This window comes from Novosphingobium sp. SG919, from assembly GCF_012932495.1.
Lineage (GTDB): Bacteria > Pseudomonadota > Alphaproteobacteria > Sphingomonadales > Sphingomonadaceae > Novosphingobium > Novosphingobium rhizosphaerae.
In genome coordinates, this window is the sequence record NZ_JABCNG010000007.1 from 1 (window position 1) to 17,379 (window position 17,379).

Genomic DNA, 17,379 nt, shown 5'->3' on the forward strand with positions numbered 1-17,379 from the left:
CCAGCCGACTCCCACGCCTCGCGAGCCACGCCCAGCATCGCGCTCTTGCCGGTGCCGGCATAGCCGATGACACTGCTGATCCCGCGTGCATCGGTGACATGCTCCAACGCGCCGCGCTGTTCAGGCGAGAGCACCATGCCGCGTTGCTCGGCGTGGGTGAGCGCGCGTTCCAGGTGACGGTCATTGACGCCGTGGTGGCGCCGCGCGTCCAGCGAGATGGTCGCACGCTCCAACCGCTGTTCGGTCTCCAGCATCGAGCGCGAGGTGAAACGGTCCTCGCCGCGCCCGTCAGGTCCCAGACGGACAAGATCGGGCGAGCCTCGCACCGCCGCCAGCACGGCGTCGAACTGGTCCTTGCCCTCGCTGTGGCGGTGCACGAACGTGGCAAGGTCGCGGTTGGTGAACGTGGCCTGCTGGTGGGTAATGGCATCGAGCGCGATGCCGGGATTTTCGAGGATCTTCTCGCCATTGCTTCTGGCAATGGCAAAATGTTCTTCCAGCCGCTCGCGCGCCAGGCCTTCCTGCGCCATGCGCGCAGCGGCTGGGCCGATCTTGTTCTGAGGCTCCAGGTCAATGCCCTGGGCCTCCAAGCTGCGGTGATCGATCCGTGCATCGATATCGAGCTGGGCCAGCCGTTCATTGACGTGCTCGGCCCAGGCTTCGCGCCAGTGGGTCAGGAGCTCGGTTCTGTTCCACTCGCGCACTTTGGCGCCGAAGCCATCCGCTCCAACTTCGCGCATCCCCAGCATGACATGGGCATGGGGCTTGGCGAGGCCGTCCGGTCCCACATCCCAGTGCACATTGAGATCGGCCACCATGCCTCGGTCGACGAATTCCTTTTGCACAAAGTCCCGCGCCAGTGCGATGCCATCGGCCTGGGTCATTTCGCGCGGAATGGCGAACTCGATCTCGCGGGCCAGTTGCGCGTCCTTGCGCACTTCGACAGCTTCGACCTCGTTCCACAGCTTCGCCCGGTCGCACCATTCCTCCGGCGCGCCTTCGGGCAGCATGACTTCGCTGTGCACGACACCGGTCTTGTTGGAGAAATCGTGGTGCCGATCGAGCCGCTGATCATAGAGCCGATCGGCGGAGCGATAGGCAGCGGCGGCCACGGCGCTCGAGCCGGCACCGCGCGAAATGACTTTGGCCGAGAAATGGTAGATCGCCATGGCGACGCACCAGATACGCCTAAAAGCGCACGTCGGCACGACGTATAAGCGCGCCCTCAAAAGATTTCATCATTCTCGGGACGGCAGAATCCCATGAGGTTTCAGGCAATTGGCATTGATCGTCAAGGCCGATAACTGGAAGGCCTCGCGGCCCAACAGACCGCCGTCACAGGACACCAGACATGCGCAAGCCCCGCAACTATGACGAGGACCTCAAGGCCCTCACCGCCAAGGCCAAGCAACTCAAGGCACGCAAGCAGAGCCAGCTTGGCGAACTGGTTGAAGCAACCGGCGCCGATGCGCTGCCCATCGAAGAACTGGCCGGCGCGCTGCTCTCGATCGCTGCCATCACCGATCCAACGCGACGGGAGGCATGGCGCAAACGCGGCGCCGCCTTCTTTTCTGGCGAGCGGACCGAACAGGCTTCTGGCCAACACGCTGGCGACAACGCGCAACCAGCAGCGCCGCACGACCAGCGCGCGCCATCGCCTGGCGCTGCAACGGGCGCGGCATGACACAAGAGCCTGGCAGGTGAAGCGCCGCGAGCGCACGCGACAGCTCATCGAACTGGGTGGGCTGATCGCCAAGGCTGGCATTGTCGAACTGACCGACGATGATCGCGCCGCTATCTTCGGGTTGCTGGTCGAGGCAGCGGCAAAGCTGCGTTCTGACGACACCGGCAATCAACTGGCGCTGTGGAAGCGGAGAGGTCAGCGGGCATTCGCCGATGCCGACGACACAGACTGAGCAGCCGGCACCGCACGTCCACAACCCGTCGCCAGCGCATTGCCCGCTGCCAGCCACGTCGCCATAGGGACATGCATGGACGATAAGACCAAGACCCGCATTCTCGGCGTGATCGAGCGCGCACCGCAGTGGCTTCGCAACGATCTCGCCGCCAAGGATGCATCGGCCCGCGCCCGCGCAGAAGAGGCGCTTGCCGCGATGCTGGCCGATATGCTCGATGAGGGCAACGAGGCAGCCGGTTGAGAGCTGGCGGCAATACCAAGGGAACTGGCAAAACTTCACGGCATGGCCATCTCGAAAGGCGCAATTCTAAGTGCGAGGGATGATGAACACCGAAGGCCTTGATCCGCATCTGCTGCATGCTTGGCTCGCCGCGCGATCGCTGGCGCGCGGGTTGCCCATGCCGGTGCCCGAGCATGGCGGTTTTCGCGTCGATACCGGATCGGAAATGGAAACTGTCCGCTGGGTGTTTCCGCAGATGTGTGATGGGCTCAAGGACGTCGCACGCAGAATCCATCAGTTGCGCCAGTTCGTGAAGGTCTGCGACACGGCAGAGGCCTTGCGTGCCGCGCTGCCCGCGCACTGGACCGTCCATGCGCCCAGCTATGTGATGCGCGCTAATGGCACAATGCCACGCCGACAACTCGCGGACGGATACTCTATCGCGGTCGAGCAGTCTGGCCCCGTGACGTCGGTCCGCATTGTCACAGACACCGGCATCTTGGTAGCCAGCGGCTACGGAGCCGAGACGCTTGGTGTCTTCGTCTACGACCGAATTGTGACCGAGCCAGAGCATCGCCGCAAAGGCTTGGGTAATGTCCTCATGCAGACCCTGCACGAGGCTAGGCGCGATCCCCACAGTTTCGAACTGCTAGTCGCCACCGACGATGGCCGGGCACTCTATCAAACGCTGGGATGGGAGAAGATCGCGTCCTACGCTAGCGCTTCGATTATAATGGCGTAATCGCCGTCAGCCGGGGGCAACTCACGACCAAAAATACGCCGTTCCAATCCAGCGCTAGGGATGTCGAATCATGCTGACAGCTGCCGGTCAGTATACGCAAAACGGCGTGTCGGCTGGCGCGCGTCCCATCTTCGATCGCTCAGCTAGTTCCGTGCTGATCCTGAAAACCACCGTTTGCGATCGAACCGCCTAGCAGCGTGGTGAGGGTCGATTATGACTTGCCCGCTTTAAAGAGATGGTCGCCGAAGTCGAACTTTCATTCATGCGATTTGCGGGCCGGTGTCATTTCCTCCGCTTGTTCGGAGCGACCGATGCGAGGATTTCCTGTTCTTCGCACGCGGTCAAAAACGAGATACAATCGACCGGATGACAGCACCAAAGCCGCCCGCAACCTTGCGCGCCCGATTTGAGGCCTTCGTGAAAACACTCGAAGGTTTCGAGGACATCGACACGCTCTTAAAAAGTCGGGATGTTCCGGGGAAAAAGCGCGCGGACTATCTGTTCCAAAATCGCTCGATCATCGTTGAGCAAAAATCGCTGGAAATTGATCCGGCGGACAAGCCCCAAAAATTCGTGGAGCAACTCATTAAGGAGGGGAAGCTCATGTTTTGGGGGGCTCTCTCGACGGAGGCCATTTTTCGCAGAATGCCCAATGGCGATGACTTGCGGGAACAGCTTGCTCTCAAGATCGGAAAAGTCGTCAGCGACAATGTGGAATACGCGGACAAACAGTTCCGCGACACACGGGAGATTTTCAATATCCCCGGGGCTGGCAGCATCCTTGTCATTCTCAACGAGGATGCGACGACGCTCTATCCCGACATCGTTACCTATGCTCTGACAAACACCTTTCAAAAGAAAGTCGAGGATGAATATCGGTATCGCAACGCAGACGGCGTACTTCTGATTTCTGAGGCGCACCCGGTAGAAACCCCAGGGTTCCAGAAATCATTCCCGATCCAACCGTATGTGGCTCCCGCCACAGAAAACAGCAGCGACGTGAGCGCGTTCATGAAAATGATGGCGACCCGCTGGGCGCAATTCAATGGCGCCGCGTTCATCCGTGCACGGGCGGGAGCGTCGAAGTCGTGAGATATCACACAAACCCATCTACGCTTTGCATATTCTGCGACAACGCGCTGACACGAGAAACCGCGCCTGAACATATTTTGCTGGATGCTTTCGGCGGCCGCATGACCACAAAACGGGCGATTTGTACGGTTTGCAATAACCGGTTCGGCGGCTCAATCGACAAGGCTTTTGCGGAGCAGGCCGCGCATTTACGTAACATGTTTCAGATGCCTTCCGGCTCGGGGAAGAGGCCGCCGGGAATACGTAATGTCGACGTCATTGGCGGCGAGAAACTCGAACTTTTGCCGGACGGAACGCCGCAGCAGCGTTCGAAACCCTTTAGGGTCACCAAGAATGATAGCGGCTCGTTCGACATCGCCATTTCCGTTCGCTCGCTCGACGAAGTGGCTCGGTTTGTCCCCGACATCGCGGCGCAGACCAGCAAGTCGGTCGATGAGATCTGGAAAGTCCTCGAAGGTACCGAGGCGACTGTTATTTCGAGGCCGGCGGGTGTGCTGAATTTTCAGCTGAGTTTCGGCGGCACTGACCCGATGCGTTCCATCGTCAAATCCTGCCTTGTGCTGTTGGCAACAGGCGTGGGCTCCGACGCGCTCAAGGGCGAGCCGTTCGCGGCGGCGCGTGCGTTCGTGATGAATGGCGGCGATGAATTTAATCTTGCGCGCTGCGTGATTGATGGCCGACCGATGCCTCAGGATGTGGCAGAGGCTCTCGCGGCGGACTTCGGGCCCATCTTCAATCTCATCGTGGTGAAGAGCGACAATAGCGGCCGGATGGTTGGCTATTTCGTTCTGTACAACCTCTATGGTTGGGAAGTTTGCCTCGCTGAATGCGGTGCGCCGCTCGATGTCAACTTCGCCCTGGCGTCCAATCCGTTGGCGCCACAAAGTTGGAGTGCGAACCCCGCTGCGGCGTTGGCACTCGATTTTGAATGGTTGGCCGCCGCCAATGACGAAGGGATCGAAGAAGAGGCCCTTCGACGGATTTCGGCGGCAATGAAACATCAGTTTCCTGTCGCGCAGGCTCGGGCGCGGAAACGAGAGACGGGACGCATCGTTCATGAGGTGCTCTCCCGCCACGCCGTTGATGGGTTCATTCCTGACGAGACCGATGCCAAATTCCGTTTTTCAAGCGAACTGGCTCACCGAATGGCCCATTTCCTCTTGGGAATACCACTGGAGGAAAACGTTAAAGTGCAGCGCCCTGACGGATAGCTTGACTCAACCTGCTGTTCGGCGGATCGCGCTCATATTACTGCTTCATCCCGCGCGCTTGCGGCAGCAGGCGACCTACTCAAAACATTCCGCGCTATTGATGTGAGCGGCGGCTCTTGCTGAAACCCGCCATTCTCGCCAACAAGCCGGTTGGCTTTGCGCCTCAGTATCGGTCATTCAAAGCGCCAGCTGCCCGACCTAAAAGCCGTCATCCATTCATCTGAATGGCGATCTACACGATGGATGAAAACCTGTATAGCCGGTTGGAGCGGTGCCTCAAAGAAATCGAACATTTGTTGGGTTACGCCGAAGCGGCAGGGACACGCGGTAATGTCGGTTGTTTGCTCGAAACGATGTCCGACCTCGCTTAAAGAGGATGGACGGCACTTGGTTCTGAGCCGTAATGACTAGATGCAGTTCATTCCCAACGGACCCTCGATCCCCGACGAGTTGCTTGTTGCCCGTGATGCGGGTGACGTCATCTTCTTTTGCGGCGCGGGCGTCTCCCAGCATGAGGCGGGCCTCCCCAATTTCGAAAGGCTCGGCCGCAACGTCATCGATATCCTCGGCGCCGCCGTGGACAGCCCGGCGCGCTCGCTTCTCACCAAGGCACTGGAGATGGGACGCATGGCCGGCGTCGGCGGGCTGCTCGCGACCGACCGCGTCTTCGGGCTGCTCGAGCGCGAGTTCGAGGTCGCCGATGTGCGCTCAGCGGTCGCCGAGGCCATTACGCCCAAGGCGGGCGCGGGACTTAGCGCCCACCGCACCCTCCTAACCCTCGCGACGTCACGGGCCGGCGTCACCCGATTGGTCACCACCAATTTCGATCTGCTTTTCGAGGCCTGCGACCCGAGCCTCGCCTGCTCGGGCCCGCCGCGTTTACCCGATCCTCGGAGCGACCAAGACTTTCGCGGTATCGTGCACCTCCATGGCCGCGTCACCCCTGATTATCGCCGGCCGGCCGATGAGGAATTCGTCGTCTCAAGCGCCGATTTCGGACGGGCCTATCTGTCCGACGGCTGGGCGACCCGCTTTATCCAGTCGCTCCTTTCTCGCTTTCAGATCGTGTTCGTCGGCTACACTGCGGAAGACCCGCCGGTCCAATATCTGCTGGAAGCGCTAAACCTGCAGCCAGGCACCCGTAAGCGCCTCTACGCCTTCCAGGATGGCGAAAGCGAAGCCGCCAAGGCCCTATGGGAGCACAAGGGCGTCCAGGCGATCCCCTTCGACAGCAGCAAGGGCTTTGAGCCGCTCTGGGATACGCTGGCAGCATGGGCCGACCGTGCCAGCAATATCGAAGGTTGGTATGACGAACTACTCGCCCATGCGCTGGCCGGACCGATGGCGCTCGATCCGCATACACGCGCTCAGGTCGCCGAGATTATGTCGACCAGCGAGGGCGCGCGGCGGTTCGCGACCGCCGAGACGACGCTTGATGCGCGCTGGCTTCTCGTGTTCGACCCGGCGCACCGCTTTGCGAGCCCCGACCATATCGAGCCGCACCTCGACGAAACGCCCAAATTCGATCCGTTCAGCGCCCTCGGCCTTGCGACAGATCCCGTGCCCGATCCGGACACCGCCGACGACTATATGCGCAATCGCAAAGTGCCGAGCGACGCGCTCGACATCTTCGCGGTTAGCCGCAGCGATGTCGATGACACGGCGGGAGCACTTGCCGGACTGCGCGGCAGTGCGGCCCTCGAACTAGCCGCGCTGCCGCCGCGCCTTAAAAGTCTGGGCATCTGGCTGCAACGTATCGCGCACCAGCCTATCACTCTTTGGTGGGCTGGGCACCAGGGCGCGCTTCACCCCGACGTCATGCACAGCATCGAATCCTGGCTTCGGCAGGAACCGAACCGATTTCCCGAGCATATCCGCCGGCAATGGCGGTGGTTCTTCGCCGCCCGGTCAGACGTACGGCCCGATCCAGACCGGGTTCGCTACGATCTCGAGGCGCGAAGCCAGCAAGAGGGATGGTCGCCATCCATCGTCCGCACCTATGTCGATCTCTTCAAGCCGCAGATCACCGCGTCCAAGGCCTATGGCGTTCGCCACCCACTCTATTGGGAAGAGGAGGCGCCGGAGAAGCTGGTTCATCTTGATGTCGAGTATCCGCGTCCGCACGCGCCTCTACAGATACCCGACGAGCATCTGGCCTATGCGATCTCGATTCTGCGCGGGCATCTCGAACTGGCGGTTTCGCTGGAGCAAGAACTGACGGGCAACGACTATCTGCATTTCGAACATACCCGGCCGGACGATGGAGGCCTCGCACTTGGGATCGGCGAATTTGGCATTCGCGGGCCGATTGCGATGTTCATCGAATGGATGGGGCGGTTGCAGGCGCTCAACCCGGTGGGGGCGCGCGCCGAGTTTCAGCGATGGTCGACCGATGACCCCTACGTCTTTGCCCGCTTGCGCATCTGGGCAGTGGCTAACCGGATCATCAATCCCGACGAGGGTGCGTCGGCCCTGCTATCCCTGTCGGACGTGTTGTTCTGGTCGAGCCATCACCAGCGCGACCTTCTTTACGCGATCCGCGACCTCTGGCCTGACCTGTCCGCGGCGTCGCGCACGGCCATTGAGCAGCGGCTGCTCACGACGACATACCCGTGGACCAGTGAGGTGCGGGGCGGGCCGGACCGCGCAACAGCCCATTATCGGTTGAGCCGGCTGCACTGGCTTGTCTCTCAGGGCGTGACGTTCGGCTTCGATGTCGATGCTGAGCAGGCTAGGCTGCGGGCGTTCGATCCGGATTGGATGCCGGTCATTGGCGATCACGCCGCAGATTCCCACGCGCCGGAAGTCTATTCGATCGAAACCGACACCACACCTGATGCTATCCTCGAAACTCCGATCCCCGATATCCTGGCCGCCGCCCGGGAAGCGGGAGGCCGCGCCGACTTCTTCTCTCATATCGAGCGGGACCCGTTTCGTGGTCTGGCCGACGCGCGGCCGCTCCGCGCTCTGGCTGCTTTGAACCATGTCGCGCGCTCGGGTGAGGCACCGCTTCACTCGTGGTCTGCGTTTCTCTACGCCGAAACGCGCCTAAAGGATTCGGTGCGGATGATCGCGCTGATCGCCGGTCGCTTGCGGCAGCTGCCGCCAGCGTTGCTGCTCGGCATTGCGTATCCGGTATCGGACTGGATGCAGCGCATCGGACACAGGTTCTACGGCGATGCCGCTGCTGTACTCCCGGCGTTATGGGACACGGTAGTTAGCGCACTCGCAATCTTCGGCGAAACCCGCCCGCATCCTCCCGATCAGAGCTGGGCCGACGATGCGCTGAAAGCACCGGTCGGCCGGCTCGCTCGGCTGCTGCTCGCCGATCCGATGAAGGACAACCGCGTCGTCGGAGGCGGTTTCCCTGAGTTATGGAAACAGCGCGCCGACCAGCTTCTGGCGCTTCCCGGCGATCACCATCGCCATGCACTAGTCATGCTCGGCGCCCATTATGTCTGGCTCTTCAACGTCGATCCGAAATGGACACACTGCGCTATCCTGCCGGCGATCGCCAGTGGCGACGCCGATGGCGACGCTGTCTGGGATGGTATCTTCTGGACTGGTCGGCTGCCGTCGCGCGACACGTTTGCGCTTATCAAGCCAGGGCTGATCGCACGCGCCCGACAAGGTGGCGCGCGGCGCAAGAGCAACAATGTCATTTCCGGCATGCTGCTCGGCGGCTGGGGTGGCGAGGCCGATGCCGCTGAACCCGAGCGGCTTTTGACCGATGCCGAGTTGCGGGAAGTGCTGATCCATGCCGATGACGAACTGCGCGGTAAGTTTCTCTGGCACCTCAGCCACTTCTCGAACAACATACAGACGCGTTGGCCCGAGCGGCTCGTGCCGTTCCTGCGCACCGTCTGGCCTAAGCAGCGGGCGCTCCGAAATCCAAGCGTCTCTGCGCGCCTGGTCGATCTGGCCCTAGGCAGCGGCGATCAGATGCCCGCTGTGGTCGAGGTAATCCTGCCTCGGCTCGTGCCCACCCGATCGACATCGATGCACATGATGCTGGTTACCAGCGATGGTTCGTCGCACCCGGCCTATCGCTATCCAGCGGCATTGCTCGATCTCTTATGGGCCGTGCTCAGCGACGACGTGCAGCAATGGCCTTACAAGATCGAAGAGGCGCTCGACCGCCTGAGTGAAGATCCGGTAGTGGGATCAGACTCACGCCTTGCCGAGCTCAGGCGACGGCGCCAGCGCTGATCCACTGTAAGCGCAGCCGGTGAGGGAGGAAGCCTGACCCTGAGGACGAGCCCAGGGCGTCATCCTAAGCCTCCCCGCGCGAATAAGTGCTAAACGTCGGCTTCTGACAAGAGCTGACGCTAAACCCGCGGCACGGGAACGATGGGGTTTGTCCCAGATTTGGACCATGCGGATGAAAAGCCGTTCAATGCGCGAAATCAACGCGCCGGCTATTCCTCACCCGGCCTGCCGCGCGGTCTCCTCCAGTTGGGCGATGCGTTCCGAACAGATGGCATAGATGACACCGCTTCCGCCGTCATCCTCTGCGTCATAGAGCGCGCGCCGCAATGGATCAGGCACGATCTGGATGCCAAGGACGAGGCCATTTGCACCCGTGCTGAAGAAACCCTGGCTGCGATGATTGCCAATGCGCTGCGCGAAGAGTCGAGTGAGGCTGGCGCGGCCTAAAGCCGCCCGCCGCATCGGTACTCTCATGATGTATCTCCGGCGCTGGATCGGCCGCGCAGGAACCTTTTGAGCATCCTCGCCCGAGAGCTGAAGGCGCGCGCGCCACTTTTCCATAAATCACGCAAAAACTTGGCGCGCGGATTGGCGTCTGGTATCGTGGGACCGCGCTGCGCAAAGGGCAGCGCCGGGACTGGTAATCCCGCCTGTAACGCAAACTCGGAGAACACGGTTTTCCGGGGTGTCGCGGCGTATGTCCAGACCTTCGGGTTAAAGGCGGCGACGCATGTCACAGGCATGTTACCAGCTCCGGCGGCTCCCGCGCGCAAGCGTGCGGGAGCTCGGGGTCAGTCCGCGTGATGACCTGAGACCTTCCGCTTCCCGCTTCTGACGCGGACCGGAGGTACATATGGACACGATCGTTCCTGCTACTTCATCCCACCTTGGCGCCCCCGCGCTGGGCGCTGCCATCATCACGTTGCCGAGCGAGAATTCCGAACTAGGTGCGCTGTGGCGACGTTACGACGCGCGGCCCGTTCGGCTCCTGCGCACGCGCGAAGGCCGTGCACTCAGCCTGGATCGCTATCAGCGCGCCGGCGAGTTCATGAGTTCGCTGGTCTCACCCATGGCTGATGACACTGCCTATTTGTTCTATTCTGCCGGCATCGTCGCGCAGCTGGCGATGTCGTCGCACCTACTCGACGTGGGTTTTCCCGATGCGTGGTGCGCCAAGTACATCGGCCTCCATGTCGATCGTTCCCTGGCCTACGCCAACGCCACGGCTTTCGGCTGCGACGATGCCGAGACCGAGCGGCTGATGGACGTGCTCTCGCCCTACTGGAAATGGAACGACCTTAGCCGCGCCCACGGCATCAAGCCTGACACGGGAGGCTTTGCCGCCGGGCAGGTTCGCGACATCATTACCGGGCTGGTAGACCATGTCGCCGAAGTGACCGGGCACGGCCGACGCAAGCAGCGCCAGGCGCCGTCCTGATCGGTCTCGCCGCACCAGGCTGATTCGCGCGGTGATACCGATTGGCGGGCAATGGACTGCGCGACACGATTGAATCTGGCTGTTATCCAGCTACGCAGCGCCTGCTCGCAAAATTTTTTTGGTGTTCGTGCGAGGTCGTGTCGGTGCGCTTCGGTATACCGGGCAGCCTGCTGGCGGCAGATGCCGCTTGCCCTGGATTCTCAGGTGGTTGCGCTTTTCCCGCAACGCCCCAATTCTACTCGTGGCCGGCCAATCCAACCCAGGAAACAGGAAGGATGTGCCACATGAATACCGCCTCTCCCAATTCCTTCGTGCGTCTGCCCCAGGTGCTCAAGGAAACCGGACTTTCGCGCGCGACGCTCTATCGCAAGGTCCATGACGGGACCTTCCCCAAACAGTCGCGCATCGCCACGCGCTGCGTGGGCTGGCGTCGCAGCGCGCTCGACCAGTGGCTGCAGAACCCCATGTTCTATTCCGTCGACGACTTTACCTGATGGGCCCCGCACAATGGTGCCGCCCGATGGCAAGTCATCGGGCGGCCTGAATTTTTCACCATGGCCACCAGCGCTGCCACCAGTGCCCATAGACGGCGCGGGCCAGGGTTGAGAGGGCCTTAGCCAGCTCGGCCTGCACCGCCTCGACACTGATGCCATGGCGCTGGGCCAGCTCGGCATAGCTGGCACCCTCGAAGCGCACGGCCCCAAAGATCGCGCGCTGCCGCCTGGTCATCCGACGTAAGCCGCGCTGACCCCGGCGCCAGAACGTGCGCGGCGAGATCGGCGGCAGGACGGGCGTGCCCCATTCGGGCGGAAGAGGCCGGCTCATGGCCGGTCCTCCCCCCAGGCCAGCAGGAAATCGGCAGCCTTGCTGGCCGCACTGGCAGCGCGGAAGATCGCCTTCTCGTCGGCACACAACACTTCCAGCCACGCGCCGACGTAATCAGAGTGCCGCACCGTCGGCACAATGCCCAGCGCGGCACAGGCAAAGGCACTGGCCATTTCCGCAACAAGTTCCTCTTTTGCGTAGGACGCAGAACCAAACTTGCCGGTCTGGTCCCGGTCCAGCCGGCTCTTGTGGCCGGAGGCATGCCCTAGTTCGTGCAGCGCTGTGCGGAACCAGTTGATCGGCTCGGGGAAGGCAGCCTGGGGCGGCACCTGCACCACGTCATGGGTGGGGGAATAGAACGCTTCCCCGCCCCCGATGCGGAAGGTCACCCCGCTGTTCTGGATCACGCGGTCCGCACCAGCAATCGCCAGTTCGGGCGCAATCGGTGCCACAGGCTGCACCATGTCGTCAGGCAGGTCCTCGCACTGGTCGAGATTGAACACGGTAAAGCGCTTCAGAAATGCCACCGTGCGCGCTTCGCGGTCTTCGTCTCGGGCCTTGGCAGCTTCCTCGCGCGGGGTGAAGCGATCAGCATAGCAGACCACCGTGCCCTTCTCGCCGCGCCGGACATGGCCCCCGGCTGCTTCGGCCTGACGATAGGTCAGCCAGCGCTGCGAGGAAAAGCCCTGCTCGATGGCAGAGGTCCACAGAATGAGAATATTTATGCCTGAGTAGGTCCGGCCAGAGCCGGCATTGTGGGGCAACGTGCAGGGACAGCGACTGGCGTCCCAGGGCTGCACCCAGGGCAGACGCCCGGCTTCGAGTTCGGCAATGATGCGGGACGTCACCTCGGCATAGAGGGACTGGCGTTCACGCGTATTCACGGTGCTCATGATCTTCAAGCTCCTTAAACCGCCATGGCCCGGCGCCGGGGTGGCGGGGGGCGGCAGGAGCGGACCGACAGCCCCGCATCAGGCGGCGGGGTGCATCCGAAGGAGCGCAACAGCGTGGAGCACCCGGAGCCGCGCAGCGGGCCGGGTTGCGCCCCGTCGCGGCGGGGCTACAGGGCCGTGACGCCCCCCGTCACCTCGGAGCCGAGGCAAACGCCGCCGCGCACCCACAGCGCGGCGACAACCGGACAGGAGCCAAAGGCGGACCGACGGGGCCGGCCAACAGGGCCGGGCCAAGTGTCAGCGATCGTACCGGCCATGACTAACTAGACGGGAGAGTTGGCTCGGTGGGAGCACAACGGAACGAGGACGTGACGCGATCGCGCGCGATGATCGAAAGTTATCTTTTATGCTATGGCGTCAACTGGCGTGAAGTTAGCGCAATGAGACCGTTTCCGGCGGGCGGTTCTCTATGGCTTCTCCGGCTGACAAAGGAAGGCTTTCCCCAAAGACTTGCGCCGATCTGTTCTTCTTATGTTTGCGATTGCAGGCCGATCGTCTATGCTCGAACAATGGAAAATCGGCGCAACCTTATTTTGTCATTCGACGAAATACGCACAAGTTATCAGGCACGGGCAGTTCTAGACGTTCTAGCCAAGGAGCGGAGTGCCAACAGCTGCCTGCTCGATAAATGGCTTGCAGCAATCGGGCTGTCTGCATCGAGGCAGGCGATTTCCGATTTGCTCGATCGGCTGGAAAAGGAGGGATTAGTTCGACTGGAAACGGTCGATGATTTCCAGGTCGTCCATCTGCGGCGCCTCGGCGGCGACGTGGCATCTGGGCGTGAGATCCGGGACTGGATCGCTAGGCCCGAACTTCCGGAGTGAGCTGATCTTGGGCCGGCATCAACGCACCATCCTCATTGCAGATTTCGAATTGCCGCGCGGAGCCGTCACGATCGAACAGTTGATGGCAATGCCCCGTGCCGGCTGGGAGCATTTGCGGACCCAGATCAATATGCGCCGCCGCGAGGATAAGGGCAGACCTTTAGCGAAGTGCCGGCTTTGCGAAGGTGGAATCTTCATCAGGGCGCAAGCTGATCGGGGCGACCATATCCCGATATACGCGCATTACCCCGAAGCAAGCAGAAATTGCCCTTGGTACGAAGGCAATAATCTGCGTGAGGACGATGCTCGCGCCGCTCAATACCAAGGGCATCAGGAGTCTGCGCTGCACCGGCGACTGTGCTCGACGATTGAGCAATTGGTCAAAGCCGACCCTCGCTGTTCGCACAGCGCGGTGAACACCTATCTGCGACCAGAAATCCACAAGCGCGGTCGTTGGCCCGACGTCTTCGCGGACTTGAGCGGCCTGGGTCGCTTCGCGCTGGAAGTGCAGTTGTCTAAGCCGTTCGCTCCAGAAGTCGCTGCCCGCCACGTGCATTATGATGATGAGGGCATCGCATTGGTATGGATCTTCAGCACTCTTGAAGAACCGATGCCGCAGGGATTTCATGATGTCGTTGCCATGCAGCGAGGCAATGCCTTCGTATTCGATGATGAGGCTGAGGCCGCTTCGATCGAGCGCGGCACCCTAGTTCTGAAATGCTTCATAGAAAATGGCCATGGCGGCTGGAGTGAACCGAGTCTGGTCTCGCTGGACGATCTGCAGACTGGCGCCGGTCGATCGGCATTTGTGGAAGATTGTCGATCCAAGGCACTGAAACAGCGGAGCAAGCAGGAGCGGGCGCGCTGGTGGGATGCTATGAAACTGGCCCGGGAAGAGCGACCGAACTCACCGGAATACAGCAACCACTACGAAGACCCGTGGTCAGATATGAAGTCGGGCGTTCCCGGTGTGTGGGAATGGGAGCGGGATTTCTGGATCGAGCGGTCCAACCGCGCCCGTGCTCACACGGCCGTGCTTTACGCGATCTTGTGTTCAGTGGCGCATAGCGCAGCCGCCCATCGCCCGATTCTCCACATCACCAAGTTTTCCGGCGAGAGTGCGGTATTATCCATGCTCAACAGCAAGCTGAGCGGATCCGACTTCATGCATTGCGCCAGCCTGATCGAGACCTTTGTGGGTTCGACTTCCCTATCTTACCTGCTCGAGAAGAATTCGCTCCGCCGGATCATTGCCGAAGCCAAGCAGAGCGAGGCTCAGGTGGATCAAGATCATGCCCTTTGGCGGATCATGGCCCGGCTTTTCCCGGAAGTGCTCGACGGTCTCGTGAGAGCAGAGTTGGCAGACCTCGGACAATTGCCCGACTGGGCGTCCCCACTATCGGCTGGGCCGGAAACTGAACTGGCGGTCGCGGGATGAAGAAGCTGTTTTCGCAAGCCGAACTCGAGGCGATCGCCGGAGCACTTGGCGATACCAATGTGGGTTTGCAGGGCGCCGAGATCGAAATGCTGATCGCCAGGTGCGAAATGACCGATCCTGGCCCGATCACGAAGCGTGTCAGGATTTATAATGCGTTCGCCGAGAGCCAGAACCGGTGCGGTGATCGGACCCGCGTGCTCGGCTTCATTCGGAATGCGATGAAGCCGGCCCGCTATGTACGCGACCCGGATCGCTTCGAACCCATGCGGACGAGCCTGAATTTCGCGCTGGCCTTCGCCGGGCTGGTAGTCACAGAAGCCGGTGAAATCGAGGCGGTGACCGTCGCCACGACGTTGCCTGAGGCCCAACGACGCGCGAACGAATTGCGCTGCGACCTCGAAACGCGAGGCGTTCATAGGGACGTGCTGGCCTTTTGCCGGGCAGAGCTGGTCGCCGACGACTATTTCCATGCGGTGCAGGAAGCGGTGAAGAGCGTCGCTGCGAAAATGAGGGCTAAGACAGGATTGACCGATGATGGCTCGACACTTGTCGATCGTGCTCTGGGTGGAACGCCGCCGATGATCGCGATCAACCCGCTTTCAAGCGAAAGCGAACGGGGTGAGCAGCGGGGATTTGCAAATCTCGTCCGTGGAACTTTCGGGATGTTCCGCAACCCAACGGCGCATGAGCCTCGCATCCACTGGCCGATGTCGAACGGTGATGCCCAGGATCTTTTGACGCTGGTCTCGTTGATACATCGCCGCCTCGATGCCAGCCATATGCCAGCCCGCGGATAGTGGTCCAGGCAGGGCCAGCGTAACATTGGCCGTTGCCACTCTGCCATAACCACGGCTATCGATTCGGTATGGCTTCGAGACCGCTTCGGGACAGTGATGTACGGCAAGCCGCCTATCGGCGGTTGCTCACGCACGCCCAAGCTTGTCCTGACACCCTGGTCATTGACGAACTCGGCCTCGATCATGGCAGTTGTCGAATCGATATTGCGGTGATCAACGGCCACATTCGTGGCGTTGAAATCAAGGCGGAAGCCGACACCTTGGAGCGCCTGCCGAGGCAAGTGGCCGCCTACGGAGAGGTAGTCGACAAGGCCCTGTTGATCGTCGATCCCAAACATCTTGCGTCGGCCTTGACGATGGTGCCCGATTGGTGGGGCATCATGGTCGCAGAGCGCGGCACGACTCAAGGGGTGCGGTTCCGTCGCGTTCGACCGGAACGAGTAAACAAGGGCATCGATCCGCTCGTTCTGGCTCGTCTGCTGTGGCGGCCTGAAGCGCAGGCGATCCTCCGAAGCCTTGGCGTTTCGGAGCGAGAACTCCGCGCTCCACGCGCGACGCTCTACAAGATGTTGGTGGATAGGCTGCCGCTGCGTCGTCTCTCGAAGACTGTCCGCGAAACTCTCAAGGTCCGAACATCGTGGCGAGATCGGCCACCACTTTTGTGATGTGATGGTTCGAGCCGACCCACCGCCATGTGGAAAGGCTCCCGGTGCCGGCAATCCCGTCGCGACATTGCTCGATGTAGTCGCTGCCGGGCGAGAAGCCCGAGCCCAGAAAATGGGCCGAGCCTGTGACGGTGCCGCTGCATCCCCGATACTGCCCGAAGCCGTTGTCACGCACATTGACACCCTTGGCAATAATCCAGCCATCGTCGCAGGCATAACGGATCGTCGCCGAAGGCTTCACTTTCCTCATGTCCATTTGTGAGTACCCATTGGCGGCAATGGCATAGTCAGCAAATGTCGGTTTGCGGACGGTCTCGCCCAGAGCAGCCAGGAGCGCCCGGAAAAACGTCCATTCCCGCCGAGGCCAGAATTGGATCGGACCAGTGACCTCGGCCATGGATGCGGGAAAAGATGTACCCGCGAGAATGAGACTGCGTGCAGCCGCCATCACATTCGATGCCTGGATCGCGGCAGTGACGATGTTGATTAGCACGTCCTGTGGATCCCATGCTGGTGCTTCGAGATCGAGGACGACATCGCAGTCGGCAATGGTCACACCGAGTTGCTGCAGCATTGTAACGACATTGGCGTCAAAGGCGGGATCCAGGGCTTCATCCAGAGAACAACGTAGTGCAACTCCGGTCTGCATCATCGCGTTCGCGGTCCTAACGGCCGAGCGATAGGCTGTGTTGTTGTCGAGCCTGATGACGGGGATAAGCGTCGCCCCCCGTGCGGACGCCTCCTCGCACAGGAATTGCATTGGATGCTTACCGTCCTGCATTACCTCAGCCGGATCCAGCAGGCCGCAGTCGAGCAGCGCAAGGCGTGTTCCCCATTTCGCACGAAAACGAGCGGCAAACTTTGCGAGGTGGTCGTCGATCGACTTCGAAGGAGTCCAAGTCTCGAAATCGAAATCGGGGGGTGTAACCTCGATAAGAGGAATGGTCCTGTCCTTCACGGCGTCCGGCAAGCGCAAGAGCGCCTGGTATTCACCCTGCCGCCATTTGAGGATCGGAACGTAGTCAGTGTGCGTGATCGGCATTTCGT

At 61.4% G+C, this 17,379-nt stretch carries 19 protein-coding genes; 15 read left to right on the plus strand and 4 right to left on the minus strand.

All coding sequences use genetic code 11. From position 1 onward, the window contains the following. Nucleotides 1-1,169 (minus strand): MobQ family relaxase (gene mobQ, locus FHT19_RS22235; protein WP_169476875.1); only part of this gene is annotated, 1,169 nt, incomplete at its 3' end. 182 nt (nucleotides 1,170-1,351) lie between these two features. Here mobQ and FHT19_RS22240 point away from each other — a divergent pair. The 11 genes from FHT19_RS22240 to FHT19_RS22290 all read left to right on the plus strand — a co-directional run bounded on the left by FHT19_RS22240 (nucleotide 1,352) and on the right by FHT19_RS22290 (nucleotide 11,324). Beyond that, on the plus strand, nucleotides 1,352-1,684 hold the full coding sequence (locus FHT19_RS22240) for a conjugal transfer protein TraD (protein WP_169476876.1): 333 nt from the start codon (nucleotides 1,352-1,354) through the stop codon (nucleotides 1,682-1,684). A gap of 16 nt (nucleotides 1,685-1,700) precedes the next feature. Then, nucleotides 1,701-1,916, plus strand: coding sequence for a conjugal transfer protein TraD (locus tag FHT19_RS22245; protein ID WP_248290612.1), 216 nt, complete (start codon nucleotides 1,701-1,703; stop codon nucleotides 1,914-1,916). A gap of 75 nt (nucleotides 1,917-1,991) precedes the next feature. After that, on the plus strand, nucleotides 1,992-2,159 hold the full coding sequence (locus FHT19_RS22250) for a DUF6771 family protein (RefSeq protein WP_169476877.1): 168 nt from the start codon (nucleotides 1,992-1,994) through the stop codon (nucleotides 2,157-2,159). 79 nt (nucleotides 2,160-2,238) lie between these two features. Beyond that, the gene (locus FHT19_RS22255; protein WP_169476878.1) at nucleotides 2,239-2,880 is read left to right on the plus strand and encodes a GNAT family N-acetyltransferase; all 642 of its coding nucleotides are present in this window, start codon (nucleotides 2,239-2,241) and stop codon (nucleotides 2,878-2,880) included. Between the two features lie 366 nt (nucleotides 2,881-3,246). Next, the gene (locus tag FHT19_RS22260) at nucleotides 3,247-3,972 is read left to right on the plus strand and encodes a hypothetical protein (RefSeq protein ID WP_169476879.1); all 726 of its coding nucleotides are present in this window, start codon (nucleotides 3,247-3,249) and stop codon (nucleotides 3,970-3,972) included. Further along, nucleotides 3,969-5,183 (plus strand): HNH endonuclease, encoded by a 1,215-nt coding sequence (locus tag FHT19_RS22265; RefSeq protein ID WP_169476880.1) that lies wholly within the window; start codon nucleotides 3,969-3,971, stop codon nucleotides 5,181-5,183. The genes FHT19_RS22260 and FHT19_RS22265 overlap by 4 nt, the downstream gene beginning before the upstream one ends. Before the next feature lie 224 nt (nucleotides 5,184-5,407). Continuing rightward, nucleotides 5,408-5,554: a hypothetical protein gene (locus FHT19_RS22270; protein WP_169476881.1), complete on the plus strand. Its 147-nt coding sequence runs from the start codon at nucleotides 5,408-5,410 to the stop codon at nucleotides 5,552-5,554. 40 nt (nucleotides 5,555-5,594) lie between these two features. After that, a complete protein-coding gene (locus tag FHT19_RS22275; protein ID WP_169476882.1) occupies nucleotides 5,595-9,392 on the plus strand; it encodes an SIR2 family protein in 3,798 nt (1,265 codons plus the stop codon). A gap of 159 nt (nucleotides 9,393-9,551) precedes the next feature. Next, nucleotides 9,552-9,839, plus strand: coding sequence for a hypothetical protein (locus tag FHT19_RS22280; protein WP_169476874.1), 288 nt, complete (start codon nucleotides 9,552-9,554; stop codon nucleotides 9,837-9,839). A gap of 406 nt (nucleotides 9,840-10,245) precedes the next feature. Further along, on the plus strand, nucleotides 10,246-10,830 hold the full coding sequence (locus FHT19_RS22285) for a hypothetical protein (RefSeq protein ID WP_169476883.1): 585 nt from the start codon (nucleotides 10,246-10,248) through the stop codon (nucleotides 10,828-10,830). A 284-nt stretch (nucleotides 10,831-11,114) separates the two neighbouring features. After that, nucleotides 11,115-11,324, plus strand: a complete 210-nt coding sequence (locus FHT19_RS22290; RefSeq protein WP_169476884.1) for an AlpA family transcriptional regulator — start codon at nucleotides 11,115-11,117, stop codon at nucleotides 11,322-11,324. 55 nt (nucleotides 11,325-11,379) lie between these two features. Here the strand turns inward: FHT19_RS22290 and FHT19_RS22295 are convergent, their stop codons facing one another. Then, nucleotides 11,380-11,655: a sigma factor-like helix-turn-helix DNA-binding protein gene (locus FHT19_RS22295; RefSeq protein ID WP_169476885.1), complete on the minus strand. Its 276-nt coding sequence runs from the start codon at nucleotides 11,653-11,655 to the stop codon at nucleotides 11,380-11,382. Next, nucleotides 11,652-12,548: a zincin-like metallopeptidase domain-containing protein gene (locus FHT19_RS22300; protein WP_169476886.1), complete on the minus strand. Its 897-nt coding sequence runs from the start codon at nucleotides 12,546-12,548 to the stop codon at nucleotides 11,652-11,654. Before FHT19_RS22300 ends, FHT19_RS22295 begins: the two co-directional genes overlap by 4 nt. A 368-nt stretch (nucleotides 12,549-12,916) precedes the next feature. Between FHT19_RS22300 and FHT19_RS22305 the strand changes: the two genes are divergently transcribed. The 4 genes from FHT19_RS22305 (at nucleotide 12,917) to FHT19_RS22320 (ending at nucleotide 16,332) form a co-directional block, all read left to right on the plus strand. After that, on the plus strand, nucleotides 12,917-13,432 hold the full coding sequence (locus FHT19_RS22305; protein WP_169476887.1) for a hypothetical protein: 516 nt from the start codon (nucleotides 12,917-12,919) through the stop codon (nucleotides 13,430-13,432). Nucleotides 13,433-13,439: 7 nt separating this feature from the next. Beyond that, nucleotides 13,440-14,870: a hypothetical protein gene (locus FHT19_RS22310; protein ID WP_169476888.1), complete on the plus strand. Its 1,431-nt coding sequence runs from the start codon at nucleotides 13,440-13,442 to the stop codon at nucleotides 14,868-14,870. After that, the gene (locus FHT19_RS22315; protein WP_169476889.1) at nucleotides 14,867-15,667 is read left to right on the plus strand and encodes a TIGR02391 family protein; all 801 of its coding nucleotides are present in this window, start codon (nucleotides 14,867-14,869) and stop codon (nucleotides 15,665-15,667) included. The genes FHT19_RS22310 and FHT19_RS22315 overlap by 4 nt, the downstream gene beginning before the upstream one ends. Nucleotides 15,668-15,735: 68 nt before the next feature. Next, nucleotides 15,736-16,332: a sce7726 family protein gene (locus FHT19_RS22320; protein ID WP_169476890.1), complete on the plus strand. Its 597-nt coding sequence runs from the start codon at nucleotides 15,736-15,738 to the stop codon at nucleotides 16,330-16,332. Here FHT19_RS22320 and FHT19_RS22325 read toward each other — a convergent pair. Next, a complete protein-coding gene (locus FHT19_RS22325) occupies nucleotides 16,289-17,374 on the minus strand; it encodes a beta family protein (RefSeq protein ID WP_169476891.1) in 1,086 nt (361 codons plus the stop codon). The two genes, FHT19_RS22320 and FHT19_RS22325, sit on opposite strands and share 44 nt — an antisense overlap. Nucleotides 17,375-17,379: the final 5 nt, after the last annotated feature.

Coding starts and splice junctions, on each gene's coding strand:
- FHT19_RS22240 (WP_169476876.1), top strand. CDS start 1,352: ATGCGCAAGCCCCGCAACTATGACGAGGACCTCAAGGCCCTCACCGCC.
- FHT19_RS22250 (WP_169476877.1), top strand. CDS start 1,992: ATGGACGATAAGACCAAGACCCGCATTCTCGGCGTGATCGAGCGCGCA.
- FHT19_RS22255 (WP_169476878.1), top strand. CDS start 2,239: ATGATGAACACCGAAGGCCTTGATCCGCATCTGCTGCATGCTTGGCTC.
- FHT19_RS22260 (WP_169476879.1), top strand. CDS start 3,247: ATGACAGCACCAAAGCCGCCCGCAACCTTGCGCGCCCGATTTGAGGCC.
- FHT19_RS22270 (WP_169476881.1), top strand. CDS start 5,408: ATGGCGATCTACACGATGGATGAAAACCTGTATAGCCGGTTGGAGCGG.
- FHT19_RS22275 (WP_169476882.1), top strand. CDS start 5,595: ATGCAGTTCATTCCCAACGGACCCTCGATCCCCGACGAGTTGCTTGTT.
- FHT19_RS22285 (WP_169476883.1), top strand. CDS start 10,246: ATGGACACGATCGTTCCTGCTACTTCATCCCACCTTGGCGCCCCCGCG.
- FHT19_RS22290 (WP_169476884.1), top strand. CDS start 11,115: ATGAATACCGCCTCTCCCAATTCCTTCGTGCGTCTGCCCCAGGTGCTC.
- FHT19_RS22295 (WP_169476885.1), bottom strand. CDS start 11,655: ATGAGCCGGCCTCTTCCGCCCGAATGGGGCACGCCCGTCCTGCCGCCG.
- FHT19_RS22300 (WP_169476886.1), bottom strand. CDS start 12,548: ATGAGCACCGTGAATACGCGTGAACGCCAGTCCCTCTATGCCGAGGTG.
- FHT19_RS22315 (WP_169476889.1), top strand. CDS start 14,867: ATGAAGAAGCTGTTTTCGCAAGCCGAACTCGAGGCGATCGCCGGAGCA.
- FHT19_RS22320 (WP_169476890.1), top strand. CDS start 15,736: ATGGCTTCGAGACCGCTTCGGGACAGTGATGTACGGCAAGCCGCCTAT.
- FHT19_RS22325 (WP_169476891.1), bottom strand. CDS start 17,374: ATGCCGATCACGCACACTGACTACGTTCCGATCCTCAAATGGCGGCAG.